The organism is Telluria sp. ZB2R32 (genome assembly GCF_059685715.1).
Window position 1 is genome coordinate 494,652 of sequence record NZ_JCASIG010000003.1, and the last position, 24,211, is coordinate 518,862.

At 65.3% G+C, this 24,211-nt stretch carries 22 protein-coding genes; 5 read left to right on the forward strand and 17 right to left on the reverse strand.

Annotation, left to right across the window (positions count from 1 at the left end):
- Positions 1–112 precede the first annotated feature (112 nt).
- From AC56LG_RS11610 to ompR, 4 genes are read right to left on the reverse strand one after another with little or no spacing between them, the layout of a single operon-like run.
- Complete coding sequence (locus AC56LG_RS11610) at positions 113–484, reverse strand: RidA family protein (protein ID WP_497166254.1); 372 nt, start codon at positions 482–484, stop codon at positions 113–115.
- Positions 484–1,464, reverse strand: a complete 981-nt coding sequence (locus AC56LG_RS11615) for a threo-3-hydroxy-L-aspartate ammonia-lyase (protein ID WP_497166255.1) — start codon at positions 1,462–1,464, stop codon at positions 484–486. Before AC56LG_RS11615 ends, AC56LG_RS11610 begins: the two co-directional genes overlap by 1 nt.
- A 21-nt stretch (positions 1,465–1,485) precedes the next feature.
- Entirely contained in the window at positions 1,486–2,820 is a 1,335-nt protein-coding gene (locus tag AC56LG_RS11620) for a sensor histidine kinase family protein (protein WP_497166256.1), read from the reverse strand.
- Between the two features lie 36 nt (positions 2,821–2,856).
- Complete coding sequence (ompR, locus tag AC56LG_RS11625; RefSeq protein ID WP_229445267.1) at positions 2,857–3,558, reverse strand: osmolarity response regulator transcription factor OmpR; 702 nt, start codon at positions 3,556–3,558, stop codon at positions 2,857–2,859.
- 266 nt (positions 3,559–3,824) lie between these two features.
- Here ompR and AC56LG_RS11630 point away from each other — a divergent pair, with 266 nt between their 5' ends.
- The 3 genes from AC56LG_RS11630 (at position 3,825) to AC56LG_RS11640 (ending at position 6,912) form a co-directional block, all read left to right on the forward strand.
- Entirely contained in the window at positions 3,825–4,253 is a 429-nt protein-coding gene (locus AC56LG_RS11630; protein WP_497166257.1) for a hypothetical protein, read from the forward strand.
- Between the two features lie 202 nt (positions 4,254–4,455).
- A complete protein-coding gene (locus AC56LG_RS11635) occupies positions 4,456–6,342 on the forward strand; it encodes a flagellar assembly protein A (protein WP_497166258.1) in 1,887 nt (628 codons plus the stop codon).
- A 93-nt stretch (positions 6,343–6,435) separates the two neighbouring features.
- A complete protein-coding gene (locus AC56LG_RS11640; RefSeq protein ID WP_497166259.1) occupies positions 6,436–6,912 on the forward strand; it encodes a chemotaxis protein CheW in 477 nt (158 codons plus the stop codon).
- Between the two features lie 129 nt (positions 6,913–7,041).
- Here the strand turns inward: AC56LG_RS11640 and AC56LG_RS11645 are convergent, their stop codons facing one another.
- The 4 genes from AC56LG_RS11645 to AC56LG_RS11660 all read right to left on the reverse strand — a co-directional run bounded on the left by AC56LG_RS11645 (position 7,042) and on the right by AC56LG_RS11660 (position 11,613).
- Positions 7,042–9,045, reverse strand: coding sequence for an ATP-binding cassette domain-containing protein (locus tag AC56LG_RS11645; RefSeq protein WP_497166260.1), 2,004 nt, complete (start codon positions 9,043–9,045; stop codon positions 7,042–7,044).
- 144 nt (positions 9,046–9,189) lie between these two features.
- Positions 9,190–10,080: a 50S ribosomal protein L3 N(5)-glutamine methyltransferase gene (gene prmB, locus AC56LG_RS11650; RefSeq protein ID WP_497166261.1), complete on the reverse strand. Its 891-nt coding sequence runs from the start codon at positions 10,078–10,080 to the stop codon at positions 9,190–9,192.
- A 40-nt stretch (positions 10,081–10,120) separates the two neighbouring features.
- The gene (dapE, locus tag AC56LG_RS11655; RefSeq protein ID WP_497166262.1) at positions 10,121–11,260 is read right to left on the reverse strand and encodes a succinyl-diaminopimelate desuccinylase; all 1,140 of its coding nucleotides are present in this window, start codon (positions 11,258–11,260) and stop codon (positions 10,121–10,123) included.
- On the reverse strand, positions 11,257–11,613 hold the full coding sequence (locus AC56LG_RS11660; protein ID WP_497166263.1) for an ArsC family reductase: 357 nt from the start codon (positions 11,611–11,613) through the stop codon (positions 11,257–11,259). The genes dapE and AC56LG_RS11660 overlap by 4 nt, the downstream gene beginning before the upstream one ends.
- 184 nt (positions 11,614–11,797) lie before the next feature.
- On the opposite strand from AC56LG_RS11660, the gene AC56LG_RS11665 reads away from it, so the two are divergent.
- Positions 11,798–12,094, forward strand: coding sequence for a hypothetical protein (locus AC56LG_RS11665; protein WP_497166264.1), 297 nt, complete (start codon positions 11,798–11,800; stop codon positions 12,092–12,094).
- A 13-nt stretch (positions 12,095–12,107) separates the two neighbouring features.
- Here the strand turns inward: AC56LG_RS11665 and AC56LG_RS11670 are convergent, their stop codons facing one another.
- The 8 genes from AC56LG_RS11670 to AC56LG_RS11705 all read right to left on the reverse strand — a co-directional run bounded on the left by AC56LG_RS11670 (position 12,108) and on the right by AC56LG_RS11705 (position 20,707).
- Entirely contained in the window at positions 12,108–13,244 is a 1,137-nt protein-coding gene (locus AC56LG_RS11670; RefSeq protein WP_497166265.1) for a PilT/PilU family type 4a pilus ATPase, read from the reverse strand.
- A 114-nt stretch (positions 13,245–13,358) separates the two neighbouring features.
- Complete coding sequence (dapD, locus tag AC56LG_RS11675) at positions 13,359–14,186, reverse strand: 2,3,4,5-tetrahydropyridine-2,6-dicarboxylate N-succinyltransferase (RefSeq protein WP_497166266.1); 828 nt, start codon at positions 14,184–14,186, stop codon at positions 13,359–13,361.
- A gap of 16 nt (positions 14,187–14,202) precedes the next feature.
- Positions 14,203–15,414, reverse strand: a complete 1,212-nt coding sequence (gene dapC, locus AC56LG_RS11680) for a succinyldiaminopimelate transaminase (RefSeq protein WP_497166267.1) — start codon at positions 15,412–15,414, stop codon at positions 14,203–14,205.
- A gap of 79 nt (positions 15,415–15,493) precedes the next feature.
- Entirely contained in the window at positions 15,494–16,852 is a 1,359-nt protein-coding gene (locus AC56LG_RS11685; RefSeq protein WP_497166268.1) for a diguanylate cyclase, read from the reverse strand.
- A 169-nt stretch (positions 16,853–17,021) separates the two neighbouring features.
- Entirely contained in the window at positions 17,022–18,215 is a 1,194-nt protein-coding gene (locus tag AC56LG_RS11690; protein WP_497166269.1) for an aminotransferase-like domain-containing protein, read from the reverse strand.
- A gap of 106 nt (positions 18,216–18,321) precedes the next feature.
- Positions 18,322–18,783: a RidA family protein gene (locus AC56LG_RS11695; protein WP_497166270.1), complete on the reverse strand. Its 462-nt coding sequence runs from the start codon at positions 18,781–18,783 to the stop codon at positions 18,322–18,324.
- A 74-nt stretch (positions 18,784–18,857) separates the two neighbouring features.
- Positions 18,858–20,057 carry an alpha/beta hydrolase gene (locus AC56LG_RS11700; protein ID WP_497166271.1) on the reverse strand — a complete coding sequence of 400 codons (1,200 nt, stop codon included), beginning with the start codon at positions 20,055–20,057 and terminating at the stop codon, positions 18,858–18,860.
- A gap of 83 nt (positions 20,058–20,140) precedes the next feature.
- Positions 20,141–20,707: a hypothetical protein gene (locus AC56LG_RS11705; RefSeq protein ID WP_497166272.1), complete on the reverse strand. Its 567-nt coding sequence runs from the start codon at positions 20,705–20,707 to the stop codon at positions 20,141–20,143.
- Positions 20,708–20,942: 235 nt separating this feature from the next.
- Between AC56LG_RS11705 and htpG the strand changes: the two genes are divergently transcribed.
- A complete protein-coding gene (gene htpG, locus AC56LG_RS11710; protein ID WP_497166273.1) occupies positions 20,943–22,856 on the forward strand; it encodes a molecular chaperone HtpG in 1,914 nt (637 codons plus the stop codon).
- A 187-nt stretch (positions 22,857–23,043) separates the two neighbouring features.
- Here the strand turns inward: htpG and AC56LG_RS11715 are convergent, their stop codons facing one another.
- Entirely contained in the window at positions 23,044–24,174 is a 1,131-nt protein-coding gene (locus AC56LG_RS11715; RefSeq protein ID WP_497166274.1) for an acyltransferase family protein, read from the reverse strand.
- Positions 24,175–24,211 lie beyond the last annotated feature (37 nt).

Sequence of the window (24,211 nt, forward strand, 5' to 3'; positions counted from 1 at the left end):
TACGATGGAGCCATTGTCCTGGCCGAGGCTGTCTCAGTATGTTCGGTGCTTCACGGTGCGCGAACATTGTCAAAAAAACCACGCATGAGTTCACTCAGCGGGTCATGAACAGCTACGGCTTCTGCGCCACCAGCTGGATCTCGACCAGGAAGTCATGGTGCAGGGCCGGCACCGGCACCACCGCGCGCGCCGGCTTGTGGTCGCCGAACACGCGCGCATGGATGCCGTTGAAGGCAGGCCAGTGCGCGACGCCGGCCAGGTAGGCCGTGCATTGCACCACGTCGCCAAACCCGCAGCCGGCCGCGCGCAGCACCTGTTCGCACTGCGCGAAGACCGACTCGCACTGGGCCTCGAAGGAGGCACCGGGCGCAACGCTGTCCCTGGCCGGCAGGATGCCGGACAGGAAGACCAGGCCGCCGGCCGCCACCGCCTGCGAATAATGTCCGGCCGGCGCCGGCAGCTCGGGCGACTGGATGAATTCCATCAGGCTACCAGCTCACTGCTTACCAATTCGGCGAAACGGGACAGGTCGACGTTGCCGCCGCTGATCACGATGCCGACGCGCTTGCCCGCCACTGGCACCACGCCGCACAGCGCCGCCGCCGCGCCCAGGCAGCCGGTTGGCTCGACCACCATCTTCATCCGTTCGGCGAAGAATTTCATGGTCTCGACCAGTTGGGCGTCGGTCACGGTGACGATGTCGTCGACCAGGCGTTTGATGACCTCGAAATTGTGCGTGCCCACGTGGGTCACCATGGCGCCGTCGGCGATCGTCCTGGGCACGCCGATATGCACGACTTCCCCTTTGCGCAGCGATTGCTGGCCATCGTTGCCGGCTTCCGGCTCGACGCCGATCACCTTGCAATCGGGCGACAGGCCGCTGGCCGCCAGCGCGCAGCCGGACAGCAGGCCGCCGCCGCCGAGCGGCACCAGCAGGATGTCGAGCGGGCCGACGTCTTCGAACAATTCCTTGGCCGCCGTGCCCTGGCCGCAGATTACGTCCGGATGGTCGTAGGGTGGAATCAGGGTCATGCCGCGCTCGTTCGCCAGGCGGCTGGCGATTTCTTCGCGGTTTTCCGTATAGCGGTCGTAGAACAGCACTTCGCCGCCGTATTCCTTCGTTGCCTGGACCTTGAGCGCGGGCGCGTCGCTGGGCATGATGATGGTGGCGCGGATGCCGGCCAGGCGCGCCGACAGGGCGATCGCCTGCGCGTGGTTCCCCGAGGAGAAGGTCAGCACGCCGGCTGCGCGCTGGACGTCGCTGAAGCGCGCGATCGCGTTGAAGGCGCCGCGGAATTTGAAGGCGCCCATGCGCTGGTAGTTCTCGCACTTGAAGAACAGCTGCGCGCCGGTGCGCGCATTGGCGGTGGTGGAGGTGAGCGTCGGCGTGCGGTGGGCGGCGCCTTCAAGACGCGCGGCAGCCTGTTCGACGTCGCTGCAGGTGAGGGTGGCGGTAGCGTTCATGGGGTAAAAAATAAAGAAGAATCAGGTTGCCAGGGGAAGCGCCAGCTGCACCAGCAGGCCGCCGCCTTCGCGGTTGCGCACCGTGAGTTCGGCATTGTGGCGGGTGACGACGCGCTCGACGATTGCCAGGCCCAGGCCCGCGCCGTTCGCCTGCCCGCGCGCCGTGTCCAGGCGGGTAAACGGTTTCAGCAGCTGGTTGATCTGGTCGTCCGGTACGCCGGGACCATGGTCGGCGATCTCGACGACGGCGCGCCGGCCATGCGCGGTGCTGCGCACGTGGCAGGCGATATCGAGTTCGGTGAAGTCGGCGCCGGGCGTGCGCGCGTAGCGGCGCGCGTTCTCGACGATGTTGTTGATCACGCGGCGCAGGTCGATCTCGTTGCCGAGCACCTGCACGTCGTCTTCGAGGTCGGTCGATACGCGCATGCCGGGCAGGCGCCGCGCATGCTGCGCGCAGTCGGCCAGCAGGTGCGAGAGTTCCACCTCGATGAAGCTGGACGCTTCGGTCGGCTTGGCGTAATCGAGGAACTGGCCGATGATGGCGTCCATCTGGGCGATGTCCGACTGCATGCCTTCGCGCGCGTCCGTCGACAGGTTCGCCATTTCGAGTTCCAGCTGCATGCGCGCCAGTGGCGTGCGCAGATCGTGCGAGATGCCGGCCAGGATCACGGCGCGGTCCTTTTCGACTTGCGCCAGGTCTTCGACCATCTGGTTGAAGCTGCGGTTCGCCACGATGATCTCTTTCGAGCCCCGTTCGGGCAGGGGCGCCGGACGCTCGCCCTTGGCGATCGCACGCGCCGCCGCCGTCAGGCGCGCCAGCGGCCGGTTGATCAGGCTCGAGATGAATGCCGCGCCGAGCAGCGACAGCACGCCCACCACGCTGGCCCAGCCCAGCCACTGGATGCGCGTCAGGCCGACGATGCGTTCGCGTTCGAGCATCAGCCAGTACTGGTCGTCCTCGATGGTAAAGCTGATCCAGAAGCCGGCCATGCCGTTCACGCGGCTGGAAAAGCGGGTTTGGGGTCCGAGCTTTTCGCGCACGGCGGCGGCGATTTCCGGCATCAGGCGGGTGTTCGGCGGCGGGTCGACCTGGTCGGTGTCTTCGAGCGTGAAGATGCGGATGCCTTCGTTGGAGACCAGTTCGAACAGCAGCTCGCGCCGCAGTTCGGGCGCCGAGTGGGTCAGCGCCGCCTTGGTGATCGTCACCACCGAGACCACCAGTTCGGCGGTCTGCTGGACTTGCGGCCCGCGCTGGAACACGTTCATCAGGCCGATCCACGAACCCATCGACAGTGTCGTGAGGAGCGAGAGCAGGAAGAAGGTGCGCCAGAACAGGCCGCTCTTCATCCAGCCCATGCGCCTGGACTTGCGTGGTGAAAACGAAGAGAGCACTTAGCGCGGCTGCCCTTCAGGGATGAAGACGTAACCGAGGCCCCAGACGGTCTGGATGTAGAGCGGGCTCGATGGATCCGGTTCGATCAGCTTGCGCAGGCGCGAGATTTGCACGTCGAGCGAACGGTCGAAGACTTCGTATTCGCGCCCCCGGGCCAGTTCCATCAGCTTTTCGCGCGACAGCGGCTGGCGCGCGTGGCGCGCGAACACCTTCAGTACCGAGAATTCGCCGGTGGTCAGGGGCACCGTCTCGCCGTTCTTCTTCAGCGTGCGCGTGCCGAGATCGAGCACGAACTGGCCGAATTCGAAGGATTGCGGGGTTTCCGACGGCGCGCCAGGGATTTCGTCCGGACCCTTGCGGCGCAGGACGGCGCCGATGCGGGCCACCAGTTCGCGCGGATTGAAGGGCTTGGGCAGGTAATCGTCGGCGCCCATTTCGAGGCCGACGATGCGGTCGACGTCTTCGCCCTTGGCCGTCAGCATGATGATCGGGGTCTGGTCGCCGGCGCCGCGCAGGCGGCGGCAGATCGACAGGCCGTCTTCGCCGGGCAGCATCAGGTCGAGCACGAGCAGGTCGTAGCGCTCGCGCAGCCAGAGCTTGTTCATGGCCGGCGCGCTTTCGGCAGTGACGACCTGGAAGCCCTGTTCGGTGAGATAGCGGCGCAGCAGGTCGCGCAGGCGCACGTCGTCGTCGACGACCATGATCTTGGCGCTATGGCCGCCGGTCTGGCCGGCGCCAGCGCCGGCATTATTCGAGGTGGAAGCAGAATTCATATGCTGTCAATTTGTCAGATTCATATCGCTATGGTAACTTCTCTTCGCTGCGCGTTTAGGATTTACAGACAGGTCATTACATTGTGTTACAAACTTTACCCAATCTGGCTTATACCCGGAGAGAGTTCCACATACACTGGGAACCAATGAAACACAGCTTATCCGTTTATCCAGCACCACGGAAGAGGAACACCATGACAAACGCGCTCGACAAAACCAATGCAGCAGCCCTGGCCCCGGGCCGGCTCGCCCGCCTGGCGCGCCATGGTGTGGCCGTGTGCCTGCTTGCCTGTGCCGGCATCGGCGCCGCCCAGGCACAATACCATGGCCGCCGCGACGACGCCCAGATGCAGCCGCCGCCCGCGGCCAGGGGCGAGCGCCTGCCGCCGCAGATCGAACAGCCGCGCGAGCAGCGTGGATATGAACAAATGCGTGACCAGCAGCGCGAACAGCAGCGCGCTTATGAAGAACAGCGGCGCCAGATGCAGCAGATGCAGCAGGCCGAGGGCAACCGCGAAGGCGGTCGCCGCGGCGGGCGCCTGACGCCGGACGAGCGGCGCGACCTGCGCCGCCAGATCAACGAAGCGGGGATGGATATCTATCCGAATGCGCAGCGGCGGTAAGCCACCTGCATTGTTGTGCACGCAGCCGGGACAATGTCCCGGTTTTTTTTCGGCCAGCGCTTTGCATTGATAGTCGTCATTTCATAAGGGGATTCTCACGGATTGTTGCAAGCAATTATTTATTTACTCCTAACAACATGATAGGCTGATGCGTTGCGATCCTGTCTTCTCGACTGGATCGCGTTCATCCGGGAGTGCGAACGTGTCCGATACCGCTGTAGTCAATCCGTCCGCGTCCGCCGCCCGCTTCGATTCCACCGGCCCTGCGCATTGCCTGCAGCGGCGGCCCGACGGCATCCATGCCGACCCGGCCGTGCCGGGCACGACCGTGCTGGCCGCGATCGACGGCATTTTCCGCGCCGGCAGCGTCTTGGTTGGCATCGACTATCCGGTGCTGATGAAGGCGATCTACGGCAGCGGCGCCGCCTTGCCGACAGGCGCCGACGGCCGCCCGCTGGTGCGCCTGGCCAAGGACATCGTCCCCTTCAACGTCGGGCGCCGCAGCCTGTACCGCTCGGTGCGCATCGACGGCGGCGAGGCCGAATATTGTTTCGAACCGGTCTACCTGGCCGGGCCCGGCGGCGAAGAGATCGCGACCCGCCTCGACTTCGACGAATTCGTGGCCGACATGTGGATGAAAGGTATCCGCTTCGGCATCGATCCCGCCGTCGTGCACGCGGGGATCGCCAACCCGGGTCTTGGGCGCAGCGTGGTGGCGCGCCGGCTGGAACCCGTGGCCGGCATCGATGCCAGCGTGGTCGAGGTGTCCGACGACATCCACCGCAGCGACGCGCCGCGCCAGCTCTCGAACGGCAAGCTCGACCTGATGTGCTTCCAGAACCGCTTCCCGCAGGTGCGCGGCGACACCCGGCTGCTGCAAAAACTCCCGGGCCGGGTGGGGCAGCCCGGCTTCGAACTGTCGGGTATCCGCATCGAACCGGCGCCGCCGGCCGACCTCGACCTGGGCGCGTATGCCGGGGAGGGCTCCATCGTCGAAAAAAACGCCGCGGGCGAATACCTGGTGGCGGCGCGCACCGGTTTTCTCAACGTCGATGCGAAGACACGCCGGATCGCCGTCGGCGACAAGATCGTCAGCCGCGACGGCGTCAGCGCCAGGACCACCGGCAACCTGCAACTCACCGGCGACTACGAGGAGTTCGGCGACGTGCAGGAAAAGCGCGTCATCGAGGGCAATGGCATCACCGTGCATGGCAGCGTGTACGGCGCGATCGTTTCGCGCGGCGGCATGGTGCGCCTGCGCGCCACCCTGGTCGGCGGCAGCGTCCACAACAAGCGCGGCGACGTCCAGGTCGACGGCGTCAGCGCCAACGCGGTCGTGCAGGCCAGCGCCGGCACGGTGACGCTGGGGCGCGCCGAGAACTGCGTCGTCTCCGGCACGCGCGTGCGCATCGAGCACGCAGTCAACTGCGAGATCATCGCCGATGAAGTCGCGATCGGCAGCGCCGAAGGCTGCGCCGTGGCCGCGCGCCGCATCAGGATCGACACCGGCGCGCCCTGGCGCGGCAGCGAGATGCTGGTCTATGTGCTCGCGGCCGACTGCGGCCCGATCGACGCGGTGCTGGAACAGGTCGGGGCGCGCCTGGCGCAGTTCGATGCCGCCATCGACGCCCACAAAACGGAACTGGCGTACCTGTGCGCCAGGCCGGCGGTGCGCAAGTACCTCGAGATCGCCGGGCGCGTGCGCAGCGGCGAAACGCTGCTGAACCCGGCCCAGGCCGGACAGTTCAAGCTGATGGGGCAGGCGGTGGCGGCGGACCTGACGCGCATCGGCGAAGTCTCGGCGGCGCGCAAGGCTGCCGAGCTTGAAAAGCGCGAGGGGCAGGCGCTGCTGACGCGCTTCACCGCCCAGCGCGACGAGCGCGCGGCCGGCAGCGACCTGCTGCTGGGCGAGATCAGGGGCGACACCCAGGTGCGCACGCTCACTTTCGATCCGGACGGCGCTCCCTGCTACGACCTGGCCGCGCGCGAGATCAAGGCGAAACTGCGCGGCAATGCCGGCGCGCTCCTGCATGCGGCGGCGTCGGGCGGCTTCGCCTGGCCGGACCACACATCGACATTACCAATTTGACTTCGAATGATGTAGTTAGGAAATATTGACTGTACTCAATAAGGATAAGCGCGGCAAGTTCTACCATGGTGGCTGTTACCGAGAGGAGCCATCATGCACAAGGACATTACCGCTTTCCGCCCGGCAGGCAATCAATTCCTGAGCTTCACGCTCGGCGGCCTCGAATACGGCCTCGACTTCAGCAAGGTGCAGGAGCTGCGCATCCTGAAATCCCTCGAGCGCTTCGCCGCCGACGGCGCCATCGTCGAAGGCGTGGCCGTCTCGCGCGGCGTGATCATGCCGATCGTCGACATGCGCGCCGCTTTTTGCGGCCACCCGGTGGCCACCATGCCGACCACCGACGTCATCATCCTCAAGCTGTCGACCTGCGTGATGGGGATGGTGGTCGACGGCGTCACCGACGTCGTCAGCCTGGCGCCCGAGCAGATTTCGCCGATTCCGGGTGCGGATGGCGGGGCGATCGATTACCTGATCGGGCTCGGGGTGACGGAAGGGCGGCGGCTGATCCTGGTGGATATCGACCGGCTGATGTCGATCGACAAGAAGACCAGCACGCGCCAGGTGGCGTGAACGACAGGACGTAGGGTGGGCGCCCCGTGCCCACGCGTGAAGCGTGCATTGTGTTGGCTTGGTCTTTCTTAAAACGAAGCCAACACGGTGCGACGTTTACGCGTGGGCACGGGGCGCCCACCCTACACATCACGCAGCCAACCCTTCCAGCTGCTCCTGCAACTCCAGCCACTCGTTCTCCAGCGCCGCCAGGTCGCGCACGCAAAACGCCTGGTCGGCCACCAGGTTCTTCAACTCATCCTTCTTGTCGGCGTCGTAGATCGATGGCTCCAGCAGGCGCGCGTCGATGCCGGCCTTTTTCGTGTTCAGCTTCGCCATCTGCTCCTCGACCCGCTTGAGGCGGTTTTCGATCGGCTTCTTCAGGGCGGCGACGCGCTGGCGCTCTTCGGCGCCGAGGCGCTTCTGCTCCTTGCGGTCGGCGGCCGGCACCACCGGGGCGGCCGCCACCGGCGCCGCGGCCGGCTTGGCCGGTGCCGCCGCTGCCGGCTTGGCGCCCGGCAGCGCGTCGGTGCCCTTGCCCAGCTTGGTCTTGAACAGCCAGTCCTTGTAGTCGTCCAGGTCGCCGTCGAAGGGCTGCAGGCGGCCGTCGGCGACGATGATGAACTGGTCGGTCGTGGCGCGCAGCAGGTGGCGATCGTGCGAAACGACGACCAGCGTGCCTTCGAACTGCGCCAGCGCCATCGTCAGCGCCTCGCGTGTTTCCAGGTCCAGGTGGTTGGTCGGTTCATCGAGCAGCAGCAGGTTCGGACGCTGCCAGACGATCAGCGCCAGCGCCAGGCGCGCCTTTTCGCCGCCGGAGAAGGGCGCGATCGGGCTGGTCACCATCGTACCCGGGAAGTTGAAGCTGCCGAGGAAGTTGCGCAGCTCCTGCTCGCGCACGGTCGGCGCGATTTTCGCCAGGTGCCACAGCGGCGACTCGTCGTGGCGCAGCATCTCGACCTGGTGCTGGGCGAAATAGCCGATCGACAGGCCTTTCCCCAAAGTGGCGTCGCCGGTGAGGGGCGCCAGTTCGCCGGCGATGGTCTTGATCAGCGTCGACTTGCCGGCGCCGTTCACACCCAGCAGGCCGATGCGCTGGCCGATCTGCAGCGAAAAGTCGATGTGCTTGACGATGGTCTTGGCACCGACCTTGTCGCCATGCTCGTCGAGGATCGGATAGCCGGCGTCGACCTTTTCCATGACCAGCAGCGGATTCGGCGCCGCCAGCGGATCGCGGAATTCGAACGAGAATTCGGCGGCGGCGCGCAGCGGCGCCAGTTCTTCCATCTTCGCCAGCGCCTTCATGCGGCTCTGGGCCTGGCGCGCCTTGGATGCTTTCGCCTTGAAGCGGTCGATGAAGGATTCCAGGTGCGCGCGGGCGCGGGCCTGCTTTTCCATCGCGCTGGCGGCCAGCACCATCGCGGCGGCGCGCTGGCGCTCGAACGACGAGTAGTTGCCCGAGTAGCGCTTGAGCTTACGCTCGTCGATGTGCACCACCACGTTGACGATCTCGTCGAGGAAGTCGCGATCGTGCGAGATGATGACCAGCGTGCCCTGGTAGCGTTTCAGCCAGTCTTCCAGCCAGATGATCGCGTCCAGGTCCAGGTGGTTGGTCGGTTCGTCGAGCAGCAGCAGGTCGGACGGGCACATCAGCGCCTGCGCCAGGTTCAAACGCATGCGCCAGCCGCCCGAGAAGCTGGCCACCGGCTGCTGCATCTGGTCGAGCGTAAAACCCAGGCCCAGCAGCAGCTGTTCGGCGCGCGACTGCACCGTGTAGGCGTCGGCATCCATCAGGGCGCCGTGGACGTTGCCCATCTCGATGCCATTGTCGTGCGTGTGCGGCGCCGCTTCCAGCGCTTCCAGTTCGGCCTGCAGGCGGCGCAGCGTGACGTCGCCGTCGATCGCATATTCGAGGGCCGGGCGGTCCAGCGCCGGCGTCTCCTGCGCCACATAGGCCATGCGCCACTTGGCGGGGAAATCGATCTCGCCCTGGTCGGCATGCAGTTCGCCGCGCAGCATGGCGAACAGGCTCGATTTGCCGGCGCCGTTGGCGCCGATCAGGCCGATCTTGTCGCCGGGGTTCAGGGTCAGGTCGGCGTTTTCCAGCAGCGGCTTTATGCCGCGCATCAGGCTGACGTTCAGGAAGCGAATCATGCGAGTTCTTTACTTGGTTGGTGCTGTGATAGTGTACGGCGGCCGTCGGCGTTGTGTTGGCGTGCGTGGCCCGCAGCGGTAACCGGCGGGCATGCCCGCCCTACGACCGTCCGTGCACGTAGGGCGGGCATGCCCGCGTGGTGATCAAGCGTTCTGCAGCTGCTCGGCAGTAAGCAGGAACACCGCCTCGTCGCCCGCGCTCGTGGTGAGCCAGGTCAGGCCCAGGTGGCCGAAGGCGGCTTCGGCGTACTCGGCCTCGTTGCCGATCTCGACCACCAGGATGCCTTCCGGCGTCAGGCGTTCGGCGGCGCCGGCGACGATCTTGCGTACCAGGTCCATGCCATCGGTGCCGCCGTGCAGGGCGATCTGCGGCTCGCGCAGGTATTCCGGCGGCAGCTTGGCCATCGAATCGGCGTTCACGTAGGGCGGGTTGGTGACGATCAGGTCGTACTTTTTAAACGGGACGTTCTCGTACAGGTCCGATTCGATCGGATTGACGCGGCCCTCCAGCTTGTAGTCGCGGATGTTGCGTTCGGCGACAGCCAGCGCATCCTTGGAGATGTCGACCGCGTCGACCACGGCGTTCTGGTAGACGTCGGCAATCATGATCGCCAGGCAGCCGGAGCCGGTGCACAGTTCGAGCACGTTCTCGACTTCGTACGGGTTCGTCACCCACGGGCTGAAGAAGTTCGGGATCAGCTCGGCGATGAAGGAACGGGGCACGAGCACGCGCTCGTCGACGTAGAAGGCGTAGGTGCCGAGCCAGGCTTCGTTGGTGATGTAGGCGGCCGGCACGCGCTCGCTTGTCCTGCGCTCGATCACGGCCAGCACCTGCAGCACTTCTTCCGGCAGCAGTTTGGCGTCGAGGAAGGGGTCGAGCCGGTCGAGCGGCAGTTTCAGGGTATGCAGGACCAGGTAGGCCGCTTCGTCGAAGGCTTCGGCGCTGCCGTGGCCGAAGAACAGCCTGGCGGCGTTGAAGCGGGTGACGGCGTAGCGCAGCAAATCGCGCGGGGTGCTGAAATGGGTGGTGGTCATGGCGTGTCCTCGCGTTCCGGGTTTCTGGTGGTCTGATTAACTAAGTAGCCAGCAAGTTTTCCAGGGTACGGCGGTAGATGTTCTTCAGTGGATCGATGAAGCGCAGCTCGACGTGTTCGTCGATTTTATGGATGCTGGCGTTTGGTGGGCCGAATTCTATCACCTGGGGACAGATGCGGGCGATGAAGCGCCCATCGGAGGTCCCGCCGCTGGTCGACAGTTCGGCCGCCACGCCCGACTCTTCCCAAATCGCGCTGCACACCGCATCGGACAGCGTGCCCTTCGGGGTCAGGAAGGGCAGGCCGGAGAGGGTCCATTCCAGCGCGTACTCGAGGCCGTGGCTGTCGAGGATCGCATGCACGCGCGCTTCCAGCCCTTCGGCCGTGCTCGCGGTCGAAAAACGGAAGTTGAAGTCGATCGTCATGTGGCCCGGGATGACGTTGGTCGCGCCGGTGCCGGAATGGACGTTCGAGATCTGCCAGGTGGTGGGCGCATAGTACTCGTTGCCCTCGTCCCAGACCTCGGCGGCCAGTTCCGCCAGCGCCGGCGCAGCCTGGTGGATCGGGTTGCGCGCCAGGTGCGGGTAGGCGATATGGCCTTGCACGCCCTTGATCACGAGGTGGCCGGAGAGCGAACCGCGCCGCCCGTTCTTGATCATGTCGCCCAGGATGTGGGTCGACGTCGGCTCGCCCACCAGGCAGTAGTCGAGCGTGACGCCGCGTTCTTCCAGCAGGTCGCAGACGACCACGGTGCCGTCGACCGCCGGGCCTTCCTCGTCGCTGGTGATCAGGAAGGCGATCGAGCCGTAGTGGTCCGGATGCGCCGCGATGAACTCTTCGCAGGCGATGACCATCGCCGCGATCGAGGTCTTCATGTCGGCCGCGCCGCGGCCATACAACCTGCCGTCGCGGACCGTCGGAATGAACGGCGCCGAGGTCCACTGCTGCACCGGCCCGGTCGGCACGACGTCGGTGTGGCCGGCGAACACGAACACCGGCGACTCGGTACCCTTGCGTGCCCACAGGTTGGTGACGCCATTCGATACGATGCTCTCGCAGACGAAACCGAGCGGCGCCAGCAGCTCGGCCAGGCGCTGCTGGCAACCCTTGTCCTGCGGCGTGATCGAATCGAGCGCGATCAGCTCGGCGGCCAGTTCCTGGGTGCGCGAAGTCCGGATCATGCGGCCCCCACGAGGCGCGCGTAGTTGTCGGGGCTGAAGCCGACCGCGAGGGCGCCGTCACCCTCCAGCACCGGGCGCTTGATCACCGAGGTATGTTCCAGCATGAGTTCGAGGGCCGACGCCTTGTCGACGATCTGCGCCTTGCGCTCGTCGGGCAGGTTGCGCCAGGTCGTGCCCTTGCGGTTGACCAGGATTTCCCAATCGAGCTGGTCGAGCCAGCGCGCGGCCGTCGCGCGGTCGAGGCCCGCCTTCTTGAAGTCGTGGAAGGCGAAATCGACGCCGTTGTCGAGCAGCCAGGTGCGGGCTTTCTTGACGGTGTCGCAGTTGGGAATACCGTAGAGCGTCTTGTTCATGGGTTCAAATAGTGCAGGGCAGAGGCTGCCGAAAGCGTGGTGGTTCGGGAAGGCCGGCAGGATAGCATATGCCCATCCCGGCAGTGGATGTCGCACATGGGCCAGATGCCGAACTGCCGGGCAGCGCGCGTGTCTTAGGAGGAGGAGCCGCAATAACGCGGCGCTTCACTAGCGGGAGGAGACCATGAAAGCATTGCTTGCCGCAGCGTTCGCCTTGCTGTTCACATCCGCTTGCACCACCCAGTATTACAACGCGCCCCACGAGATGGCCGACGTCTACGGCACCTATCCGCTGTCGGACGGCGGCATCCTGCGCATCGAGGGCCGCGACAACCGCGCCTGGGCGCGCCTGAACGGCAGCGAGCCCATGAAACTGACCTCGGTCGGGCCGCTCGAATTCGTCGCGGAGGACGAGATGCTGCACCTGCAATTCGAACCGCTGCCGTTCACGACCGAGGTGGTCGTGCAGCGTTCGCCTTGATCAGGCGTTGTGATTACGTATTAAGCGTAAATTCGGTGAAAGTCGGCGCCGGCGGCTCGTCCGGTTTGTTGGTGCTCTCCTCTTTCGAGGCCGGCCCGTTGTTGAGCAGCCAGAGCAGATTGGTCGCCGAGTCCGCATTCGCTAGCGCTTCTTCCTGGGTCACCAGGCCGGCCTGCACCAGCGCCAGCAGTGCATATTCAAACGATTGCGAGCCGGGCGAGAGGCTCTTGTCCATCGCTTCCTTGATCGCGCCGAGTTCACCCTTTTCGATCAGGTCGGCGACGTAGCGGGTACCCAGCATGACTTCGACGGCCGGCTGGCGCGTACCGCCGGCGGCGGCGCGCACCAGGCGCTGCGAGACGATGGCGCGCGTGGCCGAGGCCAGGTCTTGCAGCAGGGCGGGGCGGTTCTCGACCGGGTAGAAGCCGATGATGCGGTTCAGGGCGTTGTAGCTGTTGTTGGCGTGCAGGGTGGCCACCACCAGGTGGCCGGACTGGGCGTAGGCCAGGGCCGCGCCCATGGTGGCCTGGTCGCGGATCTCGCCGATCAGGATCACGTCGGGCGCCTGGCGCAGGCTGTTGCGCAGGGCGAGGTCGAAGTCGAGCGCGTCGCTGCCGATTTCGCGCTGGTTGACGATCGATTTCTTGTTCTTGAACAGGTATTCGATCGGGTCTTCCAGCGTCAGGATGTGGCCGCTGCGCCCTTCGTTGCGGTAGTCGAGCATCGACGCGATCGTGGTCGACTTGCCGGAACCGGTGGCGCCGACGACCAGCAGCAGGCCGCGCTTTTCCATGATCAGTTCGGCCAGTACCGGTGGCAGGCCGAGTTCGCCCAGCGGCGGAATCGTGGCCGGCACGAAGCGGAACACCGCCGAGACGCTGCCGCGCTGGCGGAAAGCCGAGAGGCGGAAACGGCCCAGGTTGGGGACCGAGATGCCCATGTTCAGTTCGTTGGTGCGCTGCAGTTCTTCGAGCTGGGCGGGTGTGGCGATCTCCGATAGCAGCGAATCGATGTTGTCGGGGTCGAGCTTGTGCTGGTTGATCGGGATGAGGTTCCCGTTGATCTTGATGTGGACGGGAGAGTTGACCGCGAAGAACATGTCCGACGCGTTTTTTTCTTTCATGAGCTGGAACAGGCGGTCCATGGCCATGTGGTGTGTCTCCCGGTGGTGCTTTTGATGGCGGATATGTCGTGCGTTCGTTGAGCGCGTGGACGGCTCGTAATTCAGGCCCCCGGCCTGAATTACTCCACGCGCTTGACGTGCTTACACCCCGCGCAGCAGCTCGTTGATGCCGGTCTTCGAACGCGTCTGCGCATCGACGCGCTTGACGATCACGGCGCAGTACAGGCTGTACTTGCCGTCGGCGGACGGCAGCGAACCCGACACCACCACCGAACCCGACGGGATGCGGCCGTAGGTGACTTCGCCGGTTTCGCGGTTGTAGATCTTGGTCGACTGGCCGATGTAGACGCCCATCGAGATCACCGAGTTTTCTTCGACGATGACGCCTTCGACGATTTCCGAGCGGGCGCCGATGAAGCAGTTGTCTTCGATGATGGTCGGATTGGCCTGCATCGGTTCCAGCACGCCGCCGATGCCGACGCCGCCCGACAGGTGGACGTTCTTGCCGATCTGGGCGCAGGAGCCGACGGTGGCCCAGGTGTCGACCATGGTGCCTTCATCGACGTAGGCGCCGATGTTGACGTAGGACGGCATCAGCACCACGTTCTTGCCGATGAAGGAACCGCGGCGCGCGACGGCCGGCGGCACCACGCGGAAGCCGCCCTTGGCGAAATCGTCGGCGGTGTAGTCGGCGAACTTGGTCGGCACCTTGTCGTAGAACTGCATGCCACCGCCGCCTTCGATGGGCACGTTGTTCTCGAGGCGGAACGACAGCAGCACGGCCTTCTTGATCCACTGGTTGACGATCCACTCGGAACCCTCTTTTTGCGCCACACGCAGGGTGCCCGCGTCGAGGCCGGCCAGCACTTCGGCCACGGCGTTGCGCACGTCGGCCGGGGCGGTCGATGGGCTGAAGTCCGCGCGCTGTTCCCACGCGGTGTCGATGATGTTCTGGAGCTGTTGGGTCATGATGGTGATCTCGGTGTCAGGATTCTTTGCGCAGGGACTGGCAGAACTGGACGATGCGATTGGCTGCTTCCAGCCCTTCGTCGACGCCTGCCACCAGCGCCATGCGGATGCGGTTGCGGCCCGGATTGGTCCCGTGCGCGTCGCGCGCGAGGTAGGATCCGGGCAGAACCGTCACATTATATTCGGCGTACAGCCGGCGTGCGAAGTCGGTGTCCGACAGGCCGGTGCGGCGCACGTCGGCCCACAGGTAGAAGCCGGCGTCGGGCAGCTCGACGTCCATCACTTCGCGCAGGAGCGGCGTGATGAGCTTGAACTTTTCCTTGTACAGCGTGCGGTTGTCCTGCACGTGGGTTTCGTCGTTCCAGGCCGCGATCGAGGCGGCCTGCACCACAGGCGACATCGCGCCGCCGCAGTAGGTGCGGTACAGCAGGAAGCGCTTGAGCAGGGCCGGGTCGCCGGCCACGAAGCCCGAGCGCATGCCCGGCACGTTCGAGCGCTTCGACAGGCTCGAGAACACGATCAGGTTCGCATAGTCGTGCCGCCCGAGCTGGTGCGCCGCTTCCAGCGCGCCCAGCGGCGGCGCCGCGCCGGCATAGATCTCGGAATAACATTCGTCGGCCGCGATCACGAAGCCGTGGCGGTCCGCCAGCGCGAACAGTTCGCGCCAGTCGTCCAGCGTCAGCACGGCGCCGGTCGGGTTGCCCGGCGAGCAGACGTACAGCAGCTGCACGCGCGCCCACACGTCGTCCGGCACGGCGCCGTAGTCGGGCGCGAAGTTGCGCGCCGGGTCCGAGTTGACGAACCAGGGCGTGGCGCCGGCCAGGTAGGCCGCGCCTTCGTAGATCTGGTAGAACGGGTTCGGGCACAGCACCAGCGGGTCGGGGCGGCTGGCGTCGACGACGCAATGGGCGATCGCGAACAGCGCCTCGCGCGAACCGTTGACCGGCAGGACCATCGTCGCCGGGTCCAGGTGCGGCAGGCCGTAGCGGCGCTCGAGCCAGCCGGCAATGGCCGCGCGCAGCGGCTCGCCGCCGACCGTGCTCGGGTAGTTCGACAGGCCGGCCACCGCATGCATCAGGGCCTTTTCGATGAACGAGGGCGTCGGGTGCTTCGGTTCGCCGATGCCGAGGCTGATCGGCGCGAGATCGGCATTCGGCGTCACGCCGGCGAACAGCGCGCGCAGCTTTTCGAAGGGGTAGGGGTGGAGCTTGTCGAGGTTGGGATTCACGGCGGTCGAGGTAGAAACGCGAAACGACCATTATAAGCCGATACCATCATGCGCCGCGCCGGCAGCGGCACGCCTGGCTTCAGGCTTGCAGTGCCGCTTCGATCGTGTCCAGGGTCGCGCCCATCCGCACCGCGCGCACGCCGTTGCGCCCGGCATCCTTGACCGCATACATGGCGCGGTCGGCGCAGACGAAAAATTCCTTGATGTCGTCGAGCTGGGTCGGCACGATCGTCGCCACGCCCAGACTGGCGGTAACCCAGCGCGAGGTCGTCGAGCGCGGGTTCGGAATGTTCAGGGCTTCGACGTGGGCGCGGATCGCTTCGGCCAGCGCGCAGGCGGCCTCGAAACCGGTTTCGCCGAACAGCAGCGCGAATTCCTCGCCGCCGTAACGTGCCGCCAGGTCGGTGGCGCGCAGCGCATGCGATTGCAGCGCCATCGCCACCTGCTGCAGGCAGGTGTCGCCGGCCGCGTGGCCGAGGCTGTCGTTGTAGCCCTTGAAGTGGTCGACGTCGAGCACGATCAGCGACAGCGGCTCGCCCGAGCGGACCGCGCGCTGCCATTCCTTGTCCATGAAGCTGTCGAAGTGGCGCCGGTTGGCGATCTTTGTCAGCGGGTCTGCCAGGGCGGCGCGCTGCAGCGCATTCTCGGACTGCTTGTGGTGGGTGATGTCGTGCAGCAGGGCGACGAACAGCGGCTGGTCGGCCGCCATCGGCGTCAGCGTGAAATCCATCGCGCGCAGGACGCCGTCGCGCCGGCGGATCAGCACTTCGCGCGCGCCGCGGCAGGCCGGATCCGCTCCTTCAGCCATCTCCTGGCTGAACAGGTCGAGGTATTCCTGCGCCACCGAGGGCGCCAGCAGGTCGTCGAGCGCGGCGCCGCTCAATTCGCCCGCCGCATAGCCGAGGTAGCGGTCGCAGGCGGGATTGGTGTACTGGATGCGCCCGGACGGTTCGATCACCATCAGGCCCTCGTCCATGCTGTCGACGATCAGGCGCAGGCGTTCGGCCTGCTGTTGCTGCGACAGGCTGGTGCGGCGGAACTGCAGCTGGGCGCGCACGCGGGCGCACACCTCGGCCAGGCGCAGCGGCTTGGCGATGTAATCGGAGGCGCCGATGTCGAAGGCGGCGACGATGTCGTCGGTATCCGTCTTCGCGCTCATGAAGATGACGGGGATGTTGTGGGTAGCAGGATGCGCCTTCAGGCGGCGGCACACTTCCATGCCATCCATGCCGGGCAGGACGATGTCGAGCAGCACCAGGTCCGGCTGCGCCTGGAGAACAATGGCGAGGGCCCGTTCGCCGCTGTTGGCAACGAAGGTCTGGTAACCCTGCTGGAGCATCATGGAACGCATCATCCCGAGCTGGGAAGGGGCATCGTCGACGATCAAAATGGCAGCCTGGCGCTTGCTTGCGGCCGGGGCGAGGGCGGGAGTGGACATTGCGTGCGTCGCGGTGACGGATGTGATCTCGTTCAAAATCATACCGCGATGTCGGTACGAGCGGGCAATTTTGTTGCTTCTAAGCCAGTTTTATTTGTTGCAATTATGCAACCAATCGGGGTGCCCGTTTTCGTCCGGTGGACGGGTTTTCCCCGTCCACCGGACTTTTTTACAACATCGCGGCGATCAGCTTGCCCAGGATCGCAATCCCTTCGCGAATGCGCTCCGGCGGCACCGTCACGAACGACAGCCGCAGCGTATTGGTCTCGCCTTCGTTCGCATAGAAGGGCGCGCCCGGCACAAAGGCGACGCGCGAAGCGATGGCCGTGTCGAGCAGTTTCATGGCGTCGATGCTCTTCGGCAGGGTCACCCAGATGAACATGCCGCCGTCCGGCCTGGTCCAGCTGACGCCTGGCGGGAAGTGCTCGTCCATCGCATCGAGCATGGCGCGGCACTGGTTGCCGTACAGGGTGCGGATGGTGGGAATGTGCTCGTCGAGGAAGCCATCCTTGACCACTTCGTGCACCACCATCTGGGTCAGCTGGGCGGTGTGCAGGTCGGCCGCCTGCTTGGCCAGTTCGAGGCGGCGCACCAGCGGCAGCGGGGCGCACACGTAGCCGAGGCGGATGCCCGGCGTAAGCACCTTCGAGAACGAACCCATGTAGATGACGCCGTCCGGGTTCATGGCGACCATCTTCGGCATCGGTGCGCCCGAGTACGAGAGGGCGCCGTAGGGATCGTCCTCGATCAGGGGCAGGCCCAGGCGGGCGCAGGTTTCCACCAGTTCCTGGCGGCGCGCGATCGAGAGCGAGCGGCCGGTCGGGTTCTGGAAGTTCGGCAGCGAATACAGCAGGCGCGCGCCGTCGGCCACGGCTTCGATCGAGGACGGCACCAGGCCGTCGTCGTCGGTGGCGACCGAGGCGAATTCCGGGCGATAGACCGAAAACGCCTGCAGCGCGCCCAGGTAGCTCGGGGTTTCGACCAGCACGCGGCTGCCTTCGTCGATCAGCACCTTGCCGATCAAATCGAGCGCCTGCTGCGAGCCCGACACCATCAGGATCTGCTCGGGCAGGATCTTCGTTCCTTCCGTCGACAGCGAAGCGGCGATCCATTCGCGCAGCGGCGCGAAGCCATCGGTCGGACCGTATTGCAGGGCGACCTTGCCGGTCTGCGACAGCACCTTGTCGTAGGCCGCCTTCATGCGCTCGACCGGGAAGGTCGCGGGCGAGGGCAGGCCGCCGGCAAAGGAGATGATCTCCGGACGCTGGGTGATCTTCAGGATCTCGCGGATGAACGAGCTTTGCAGGCCCTGCGCGCGCTCCGAAAACTGCCACTGGATGGGATAGGGATTCTCGATTTTCATGCTGGTCTCACTGGTAGGTGCCGCCGGTCGGGCCGGCCATGATGGCGTGCCGGTAGGCCGCCTGCCGTAAAAAAGGCCGGGCTTGTGGCCCGGCCTCCAGGAAGTGTTACGCGACTTCGACGATCATTTCGATCTCGACGCAGGCGCCGCGCGGGATCTGGGCCACGCCGAAGGCCGAGCGGGCGTGCTTGCCGGCGTCGCCGAAGACTTCGCCGAACAGTTCCGAGGCGCCGTTGGTGACCAGGTGCTGCTCGGTGAAGTCCGGGGTCGAGTTCACCAGGCTCATCAGCTTGACGATGCGTTTGACACGGGTCAGGTCGCCGCCGCAGGCATCCTGCAGGGTGCCCATCAGGTCGATCGCGATCGCGCGTGCGGCTGCTTGCCCGTCGGCCGTGGTCTTGTCCTTGCCCAGCTGGCCGACGTTGACCGAACCGTCGGCATTCTTGGCGATGTGGCCCGACACGAAGACCAGGTTACCGGTCTGCACGTACATGACGTAGGCGGCGGCCGGGGCGGCGGCGTTCTGCAGGGTGATGTTCAGTTCCTTCAGTTTGTCGTAGACGGACATGGTGTTCTCTGTAGCGTGGATGAAGCCGGTATTGTACGACTTGCCAGCCCGGATGGACACCGCCCGGCGCGGCCTTATTGCGGTTGCCGGTCGAGTTCCCCGATGGCGGCATTCCAGACGTTCACCCAGGTGTTCAAGCCGTGGCCGCTCGGGACATAGGTCTCCGTCACGGCGGCGCCGCGCGCTTTCAGCCCGGCCGCGATCACCAAAGCGTTCTGGTAATAACTGCGTTCCATGTAACCGGCGCCCACGAAGGCAAGGCGGCCAGCCAGGGAGCCGTCGCCGCGGGTACGCCACTGCGCCGGCGACATGACGATGGCGCCGTCGAAATGCCGGCCCTGCGAGAACAGTGCATCGTAGGCCCAGGCGCCGCCGTTCGAGTAACCGGCCGCCAGCCGGCGTTGGGGCCGGACGCCGCCTTCGATCCGGCGCGCCAGGTCCGCGGTGACGAAACGCATGAAGGCGTCGTAGCGCGCCGGGTTCGCGTCCAGCACCAGTTCCTCGATGCGCGACCCGGCGGGGTCGCGCTCGGCATTGTGCACCCCGGCCACGACGAAACGGCGCATGTCGAACCCGTTCGCCAGCGCGTTGTCGACGAGTTTGCCGATGTCGTGACCGTCGGGCATATAGAGGACCGAGCAGGCAGCGACCGTCGCGCGGCAGGACGCGCCCCGGAAGACGGTGACCTTGCGCGCTCCGTATTCGCCCGCTGCGGCATAGGTGCTGGTCGTCAATTGCGCCCCGGCGCGGGTGACCAGGCCAGGGATGACCTTGTCGCCGGCAAACACGAACTGCGGCGAGCCGCGCAGCTGGAAGCGGGTCTCCGGGCGGCCTTTCAGTTGCAGGAATTGCAGGTCCAGCATGGCGCTTGCCATCCGGTTCCAGCGAAAACTAGCGGCATATACATTTTCCGAGACCTTGTCGAGGTAGGCCTGGATTTCGCAGCAGAGGTAAGGGCCTTTCGGGTAGGCGATCTCGCCCGGCGTCATGCGGACGCTGACGAACAGGGTGTCGCCTTCCACTGCATAGGCGAAATCCGTCGTTTTCAGCTTGTCGAGTTCGGCCGCGATGGCCGGTGCCGACAAGGGTTGCTTGCAGGGGAGTTCGTCACTGGCGGCGCCGGGTTCCGCGCTACAGGCGCGCATGTCGCGCGGAATGAAAGTGTCCGCGGCGGCAGGATTGCAAAGCGCCAGGCCGGTCAGCGTGAACAGCAGGGACAGGATGCGGCGCACGCGCGCGCGGCAGGTGGGGAAGAAGGTGAACGGTGCGGTCATCGTCAGCGAGTGAAATTTGCCAACGGCCGAGTATAAGCATTTTATTTTCTTACAAACTCACCAATTGTCATCCTGGCGGGGCATCACGCCGCGCCCTCGGCCATCCGCCGGAAGGCGGCAATCACCCGCGACCCCGGCTCGGCGCCGCGTTCGCGGTAGCCGACGTGCTGGTAGGCGTACCAGTAGCTGATGACGCGCCGCTCGGTCGTGTCGAGGAAGCGCGGATTGTCGCGCAGGAAGCTGCCATAGGCGGCGTCGAGACCGGGCAGGGCCGCTTCGATGGCGGCCACGATCTGGGCCACGTACTCGCCGACCAGACGCACAACGAAGGGAATGACCCAGTCGTGGCGCTCGCTCAGCAGGCGGCGCACGCAATGCTCGCGCACGAAGCCGTCGTGATCGCGCGTGCCGAGACAGAGCGCGATCGCCCCCTCGATCCCTTCGATGCGCGTGGCCGCCAGCAGGGTGTCGGGTTTGCAGTACAGCCGTTCCGGAATGAACAGTTCCTCACCGTGCAGGCGGACCGCAAAGCAGTGCGGGGAAATGCGCGGCTGTTCGAGGGCAAGGCGATCGGCAACCCCGTCCACCCTGAGCGCGAGTGCGGCGGGGAAGGCGCGGGCAAGCTGGAGCATGGCATCGGGTGCGGTCATGTTTCCCGTTCCGGAAAAATGCGATTGGCAGGGTGATCAGGGCAATCATACGCCGCTAGTTCGCACGAGGAAAATATTTTGTTGTCATTTCGTCAAGCGCGCAGCGCTCATCGGACTCCAGCCCGAGCTTCCCACCCCGGTCCGAATAAGTGCCTCTTGAAAAGCGTAACCTTATCCCAATATTGCAGCAATCCGTTCAACCGTATCGTTAACCAGAACCACCACGAGGAACAAGATGGCGCACGCCGAAAAAGAAACCCTTGGCTTTCAAGCTGAAGTCAAACAGCTGCTGCAACTGATGATTCACTCCTTGTACTCCAACAAGGAAATCTTCCTGCGCGAACTGATCTCGAACGCCTCCGACGCCGCCGACAAGCTGCGCTTCGAAGCGATCAACAACGATGCCCTGTACGGCAACGACCATGAACTGAAGATCCGCGTCAGCTTCGACAAGGATGCCAAGACCGTCACGATTTCCGACAACGGCATCGGCATGAGCCGCGACGAAGTGATTTCGCACCTGGGCACGATCGCCAAGTCGGGCACCAAGGAATTCTTCTCGCGCCTGTCGGGCGACCAGCAGGCCGACGCGGCCCTGATCGGCCAGTTCGGCGTGGGCTTCTATTCGGGCTTCATCGTCGCTGACCGCATCACGGTCGAAACGCGCCGCGCCGGCGCGGAAGGCAGTGAAGGCGTACGCTGGGAATCGACCGGCGAAGGCGACTACAGTGTCGAATCGATCGAAAAGACCGGCCGCGGTACCGACGTCATCCTGCACCTGCGCGCTGGCGAGGAAGAGCTGCTGTCGAACTGGAAGCTCAAATCGATCATCCGCAAGTACTCCGACCACATCTCGCTGCCGATCCTGATGCAGAAGGAAGAGTGGGACGAGGAAGCCAAGGCGACCGTGCTGAAGGACGAGTTCGAGACCGTGAACCAGGCCAGCGCGCTGTGGGCGCGCAACCGCTCGGACATCACCAAAGAGCAGTACGACGAATTCTACAAGCACGTCTCGCACGACTTCCAGGAACCGCTGACCTACACGCACAACCGCGTCGAAGGCCGCAGCGAGTACACCCAGTTGCTGTACGTGCCGGGCCACGCGCCGTTCGACCTGTGGGACCGCAACAAGCGCGGCGGCATCAAGCTGTACGTCAAGCGCGTCTTCATCATGGACGACGCCGAGCAGCTGATGCCGACCTACCTGCGCTTTATCAAGGGCGTGATCGACTCGGCCGACCTGCCGCTGAACGTCTCGCGCGAGATCCTGCAGGAGTCGCGCGACGTCAAGGTGATCCGCGAAGGCTCGACCAAGCGCGTGCTGGGCATGCTGGAAGAACTGGCGAACGCCGACGAAGCGGACACCAAGGCCAAGTACGTCACCTTCTGGAAGGAATTCGGCCAGGTGCTGAAAGAGGGCATCGGCGAAGACGCGACCAACAAGGACCGTATCGCCAAGCTGCTGCGCTTCGCCTCGACCCAGAACGACTCGGATGAACAGACCGTCTCGTTCGCCGACTACGTGGCGCGCATGAAGGAAGGCCAGGACAAGATCTACTACGTCACGGCCGACAACTTCAACGCGGCGAAGAACAGCCCGCACCTCGAGATCTTCCGCAAGAAGGGCGTCGAAGTACTACTGCTGACCGACCGCGTCGACGAGTGGATGCTGTCGTTCCTGACCGAATTCGAAGGCAAGGAACTGACCTCGGTGGCCAAGGGCGGCCTCGATCTCGGCAAGCTGGAAGACGAAGCCGAGAAAAAGGAACACGAAGAGACCGAGACCCAGTACAAGGAACTGGTCGAGCAGATGAAGGGCGCGCTGGCCGATAAAGCCAAGGACGTGCGCGTGACGCACCGCCTGACCGATTCGCCGGCCTGCCTGGTGGCGGACGAGCACGAGCTGTCGGCCAACCTGGTGCGCATGCTGAAAGCCGCCGGCCAGAACGCCCCTGAATCGAAGCCGATCCTCGAGATCAACCCGAACCACCCGCTGGTGACGCGCCTGAAGTACGAAGACGCGGCGAGCCCGCGCTTTGCCGACTGGTCGCACATCCTGTTCGACCAGGCGATGCTGGCCGAAGGCGGCAGCCTGGCCGATCCGGCCAGTTTCGTGAAGCGCTTGAACGAGATGCTGCTGGCGAAGTAAGCGTTGACGTTGAATGAAAAACCGGGCTTCGCGCCCGGTTTTTTTGTGCCGCGTGTTTGACGGATGCGCCGCGAATGATCGTCGGTGCGTACGCGTGGGCTCTCGAGCCCACGCAGTTCAGCGCATGAATTCGCAGCGCCGTTCGATCCGAAAATGGCAGTTCCGTAGGGTGGGCATGCCCACGCGTTCAGCGCACGAATTTCGCACCATCGGTCCGATTCGCAAACGGCAGCTTGCCGGCCATCCATGTGAACATGCGCTCGAACCACCACTTGCGATGCTCGGTGATCTCTCCCGCCAGCCAGGTCGCCGAAACGATGACGACCACCAGCGACAGCACGTCGACCGGATCCGAGCGCCGGTGCGGATACACGATCAGCCACACCCGCATCACCAGCGCGTGCACCAGGTAGAGTGTGAAGGTGTACGAGGCCAGCCAGCGCAGCGGGCGCTCGACGCGCAGCAGGGCGCGAAAATCCAGGTTCTTCGCGCAGACGAAGTTGAGCACCACCAGCATGCACACCAGGTAATCGGCCAGGAAGCGGTCGGCGCTTTTCAACTGCAGGGCGGCGAAGGGCCAGTGCGCGTGCGCCAGCGCGCGCAGCGTCGCTTCCAGGTCGCTCGCCTTGTACAGCGCCAGCAAGGCCAGCGAGACGGCCCAGCCGGCCAGTGCCAGCGGGCGCGCGATCGTGTGCTTTTTTTGCCAGTGGTAGGCGCCGACGCCGGCCAGCCAGACCGGCAGCAGCAGCCACAGTTTCGGGCCGACGAACAGCAGCAGCGAGCCGACCGCCACGATGCGGCGCGCGCCGCGCAAATAAAAGGCGGCGCCGAACAGCACGTAATACCAGACCTCGTAGCCGAGCGACCAGTAGGGGGCCAGCAGTGGCGGCGGCTCGGAAACGGTCCAGAGCTCGCCCATGAACAGCAGGTGCAGCGGCAGGTAGAGCCAGGGCTTGGCGAGCTGGTAGTACTCGGACGGCGCGACGAACCCGCCCCAGCTCAGCAGCGCCGCGGCGGCAAAGCCGAGCAGCACCAGCGGCAGGGCGACCGAGTAGATGCGCGTGCAGCGCGCGATGCAGTAATCGCGTAGCCCGGTGTTCTTGCGCTCGGTGGTGTAGGCGATGACGAAACCGGACAGCACGAAGAACACCACCACCGATTCGCGCCCGAGGGTCAGCCACCATGTGCTCGTCCCGGGCAGGAGCGCACCATAGGGGCCGAAATGGCTGAGGACGACGAGCATGGCTGCGAGAAAGCGGCAGCCGTCGAGGTAGAGCGAGAATGTGCGCGGAAGGGGAGGGGCCTCAGGTGCCATCATGTGCCATCGGGGTGCCGGTGTGTGCAGCCGGTCTGTG

Excerpts from the sequence above, each read along its gene's own strand:
- AC56LG_RS11620 (WP_497166256.1), bottom strand. The coding sequence starts at position 2,820 with ATGGGCTGGATGAAGAGCGGCCTGTTCTGGCGCACCTTCTTCCTGCTC.
- AC56LG_RS11645 (WP_497166260.1), bottom strand. The coding sequence starts at position 9,045 with ATGATTCGCTTCCTGAACGTCAGCCTGATGCGCGGCATAAAGCCGCTG.
- AC56LG_RS11695 (WP_497166270.1), bottom strand. The coding sequence starts at position 18,783 with ATGTCCGTCTACGACAAACTGAAGGAACTGAACATCACCCTGCAGAAC.
- AC56LG_RS11715 (WP_497166274.1), bottom strand. The coding sequence starts at position 24,174 with ATGATGGCACCTGAGGCCCCTCCCCTTCCGCGCACATTCTCGCTCTAC.
- ompR (WP_229445267.1), bottom strand. The coding sequence starts at position 3,558 with ATGGTCGTCGACGACGACGTGCGCCTGCGCGACCTGCTGCGCCGCTAT.
- AC56LG_RS11705 (WP_497166272.1), bottom strand. The coding sequence starts at position 20,707 with ATGACCGCACCCGATGCCATGCTCCAGCTTGCCCGCGCCTTCCCCGCC.
- dapD (WP_497166266.1), bottom strand. The coding sequence starts at position 14,186 with ATGACCCAACAGCTCCAGAACATCATCGACACCGCGTGGGAACAGCGC.
- prmB (WP_497166261.1), bottom strand. The coding sequence starts at position 10,080 with ATGACCACCACCCATTTCAGCACCCCGCGCGATTTGCTGCGCTACGCC.
- AC56LG_RS11610 (WP_497166254.1), bottom strand. The coding sequence starts at position 484 with ATGGAATTCATCCAGTCGCCCGAGCTGCCGGCGCCGGCCGGACATTAT.
- AC56LG_RS11630 (WP_497166257.1), top strand. The coding sequence starts at position 3,825 with ATGACAAACGCGCTCGACAAAACCAATGCAGCAGCCCTGGCCCCGGGC.
- AC56LG_RS11615 (WP_497166255.1), bottom strand. The coding sequence starts at position 1,464 with ATGAACGCTACCGCCACCCTCACCTGCAGCGACGTCGAACAGGCTGCC.
- AC56LG_RS11640 (WP_497166259.1), top strand. The coding sequence starts at position 6,436 with ATGCACAAGGACATTACCGCTTTCCGCCCGGCAGGCAATCAATTCCTG.
- AC56LG_RS11690 (WP_497166269.1), bottom strand. The coding sequence starts at position 18,215 with ATGAAAATCGAGAATCCCTATCCCATCCAGTGGCAGTTTTCGGAGCGC.
- AC56LG_RS11665 (WP_497166264.1), top strand. The coding sequence starts at position 11,798 with ATGAAAGCATTGCTTGCCGCAGCGTTCGCCTTGCTGTTCACATCCGCT.
- AC56LG_RS11700 (WP_497166271.1), bottom strand. The coding sequence starts at position 20,057 with ATGACCGCACCGTTCACCTTCTTCCCCACCTGCCGCGCGCGCGTGCGC.
- htpG (WP_497166273.1), top strand. The coding sequence starts at position 20,943 with ATGGCGCACGCCGAAAAAGAAACCCTTGGCTTTCAAGCTGAAGTCAAA.
- AC56LG_RS11670 (WP_497166265.1), bottom strand. The coding sequence starts at position 13,244 with ATGGCCATGGACCGCCTGTTCCAGCTCATGAAAGAAAAAAACGCGTCG.
- AC56LG_RS11660 (WP_497166263.1), bottom strand. The coding sequence starts at position 11,613 with ATGAACAAGACGCTCTACGGTATTCCCAACTGCGACACCGTCAAGAAA.
- dapE (WP_497166262.1), bottom strand. The coding sequence starts at position 11,260 with ATGATCCGGACTTCGCGCACCCAGGAACTGGCCGCCGAGCTGATCGCG.
- AC56LG_RS11685 (WP_497166268.1), bottom strand. The coding sequence starts at position 16,852 with ATGTCCACTCCCGCCCTCGCCCCGGCCGCAAGCAAGCGCCAGGCTGCC.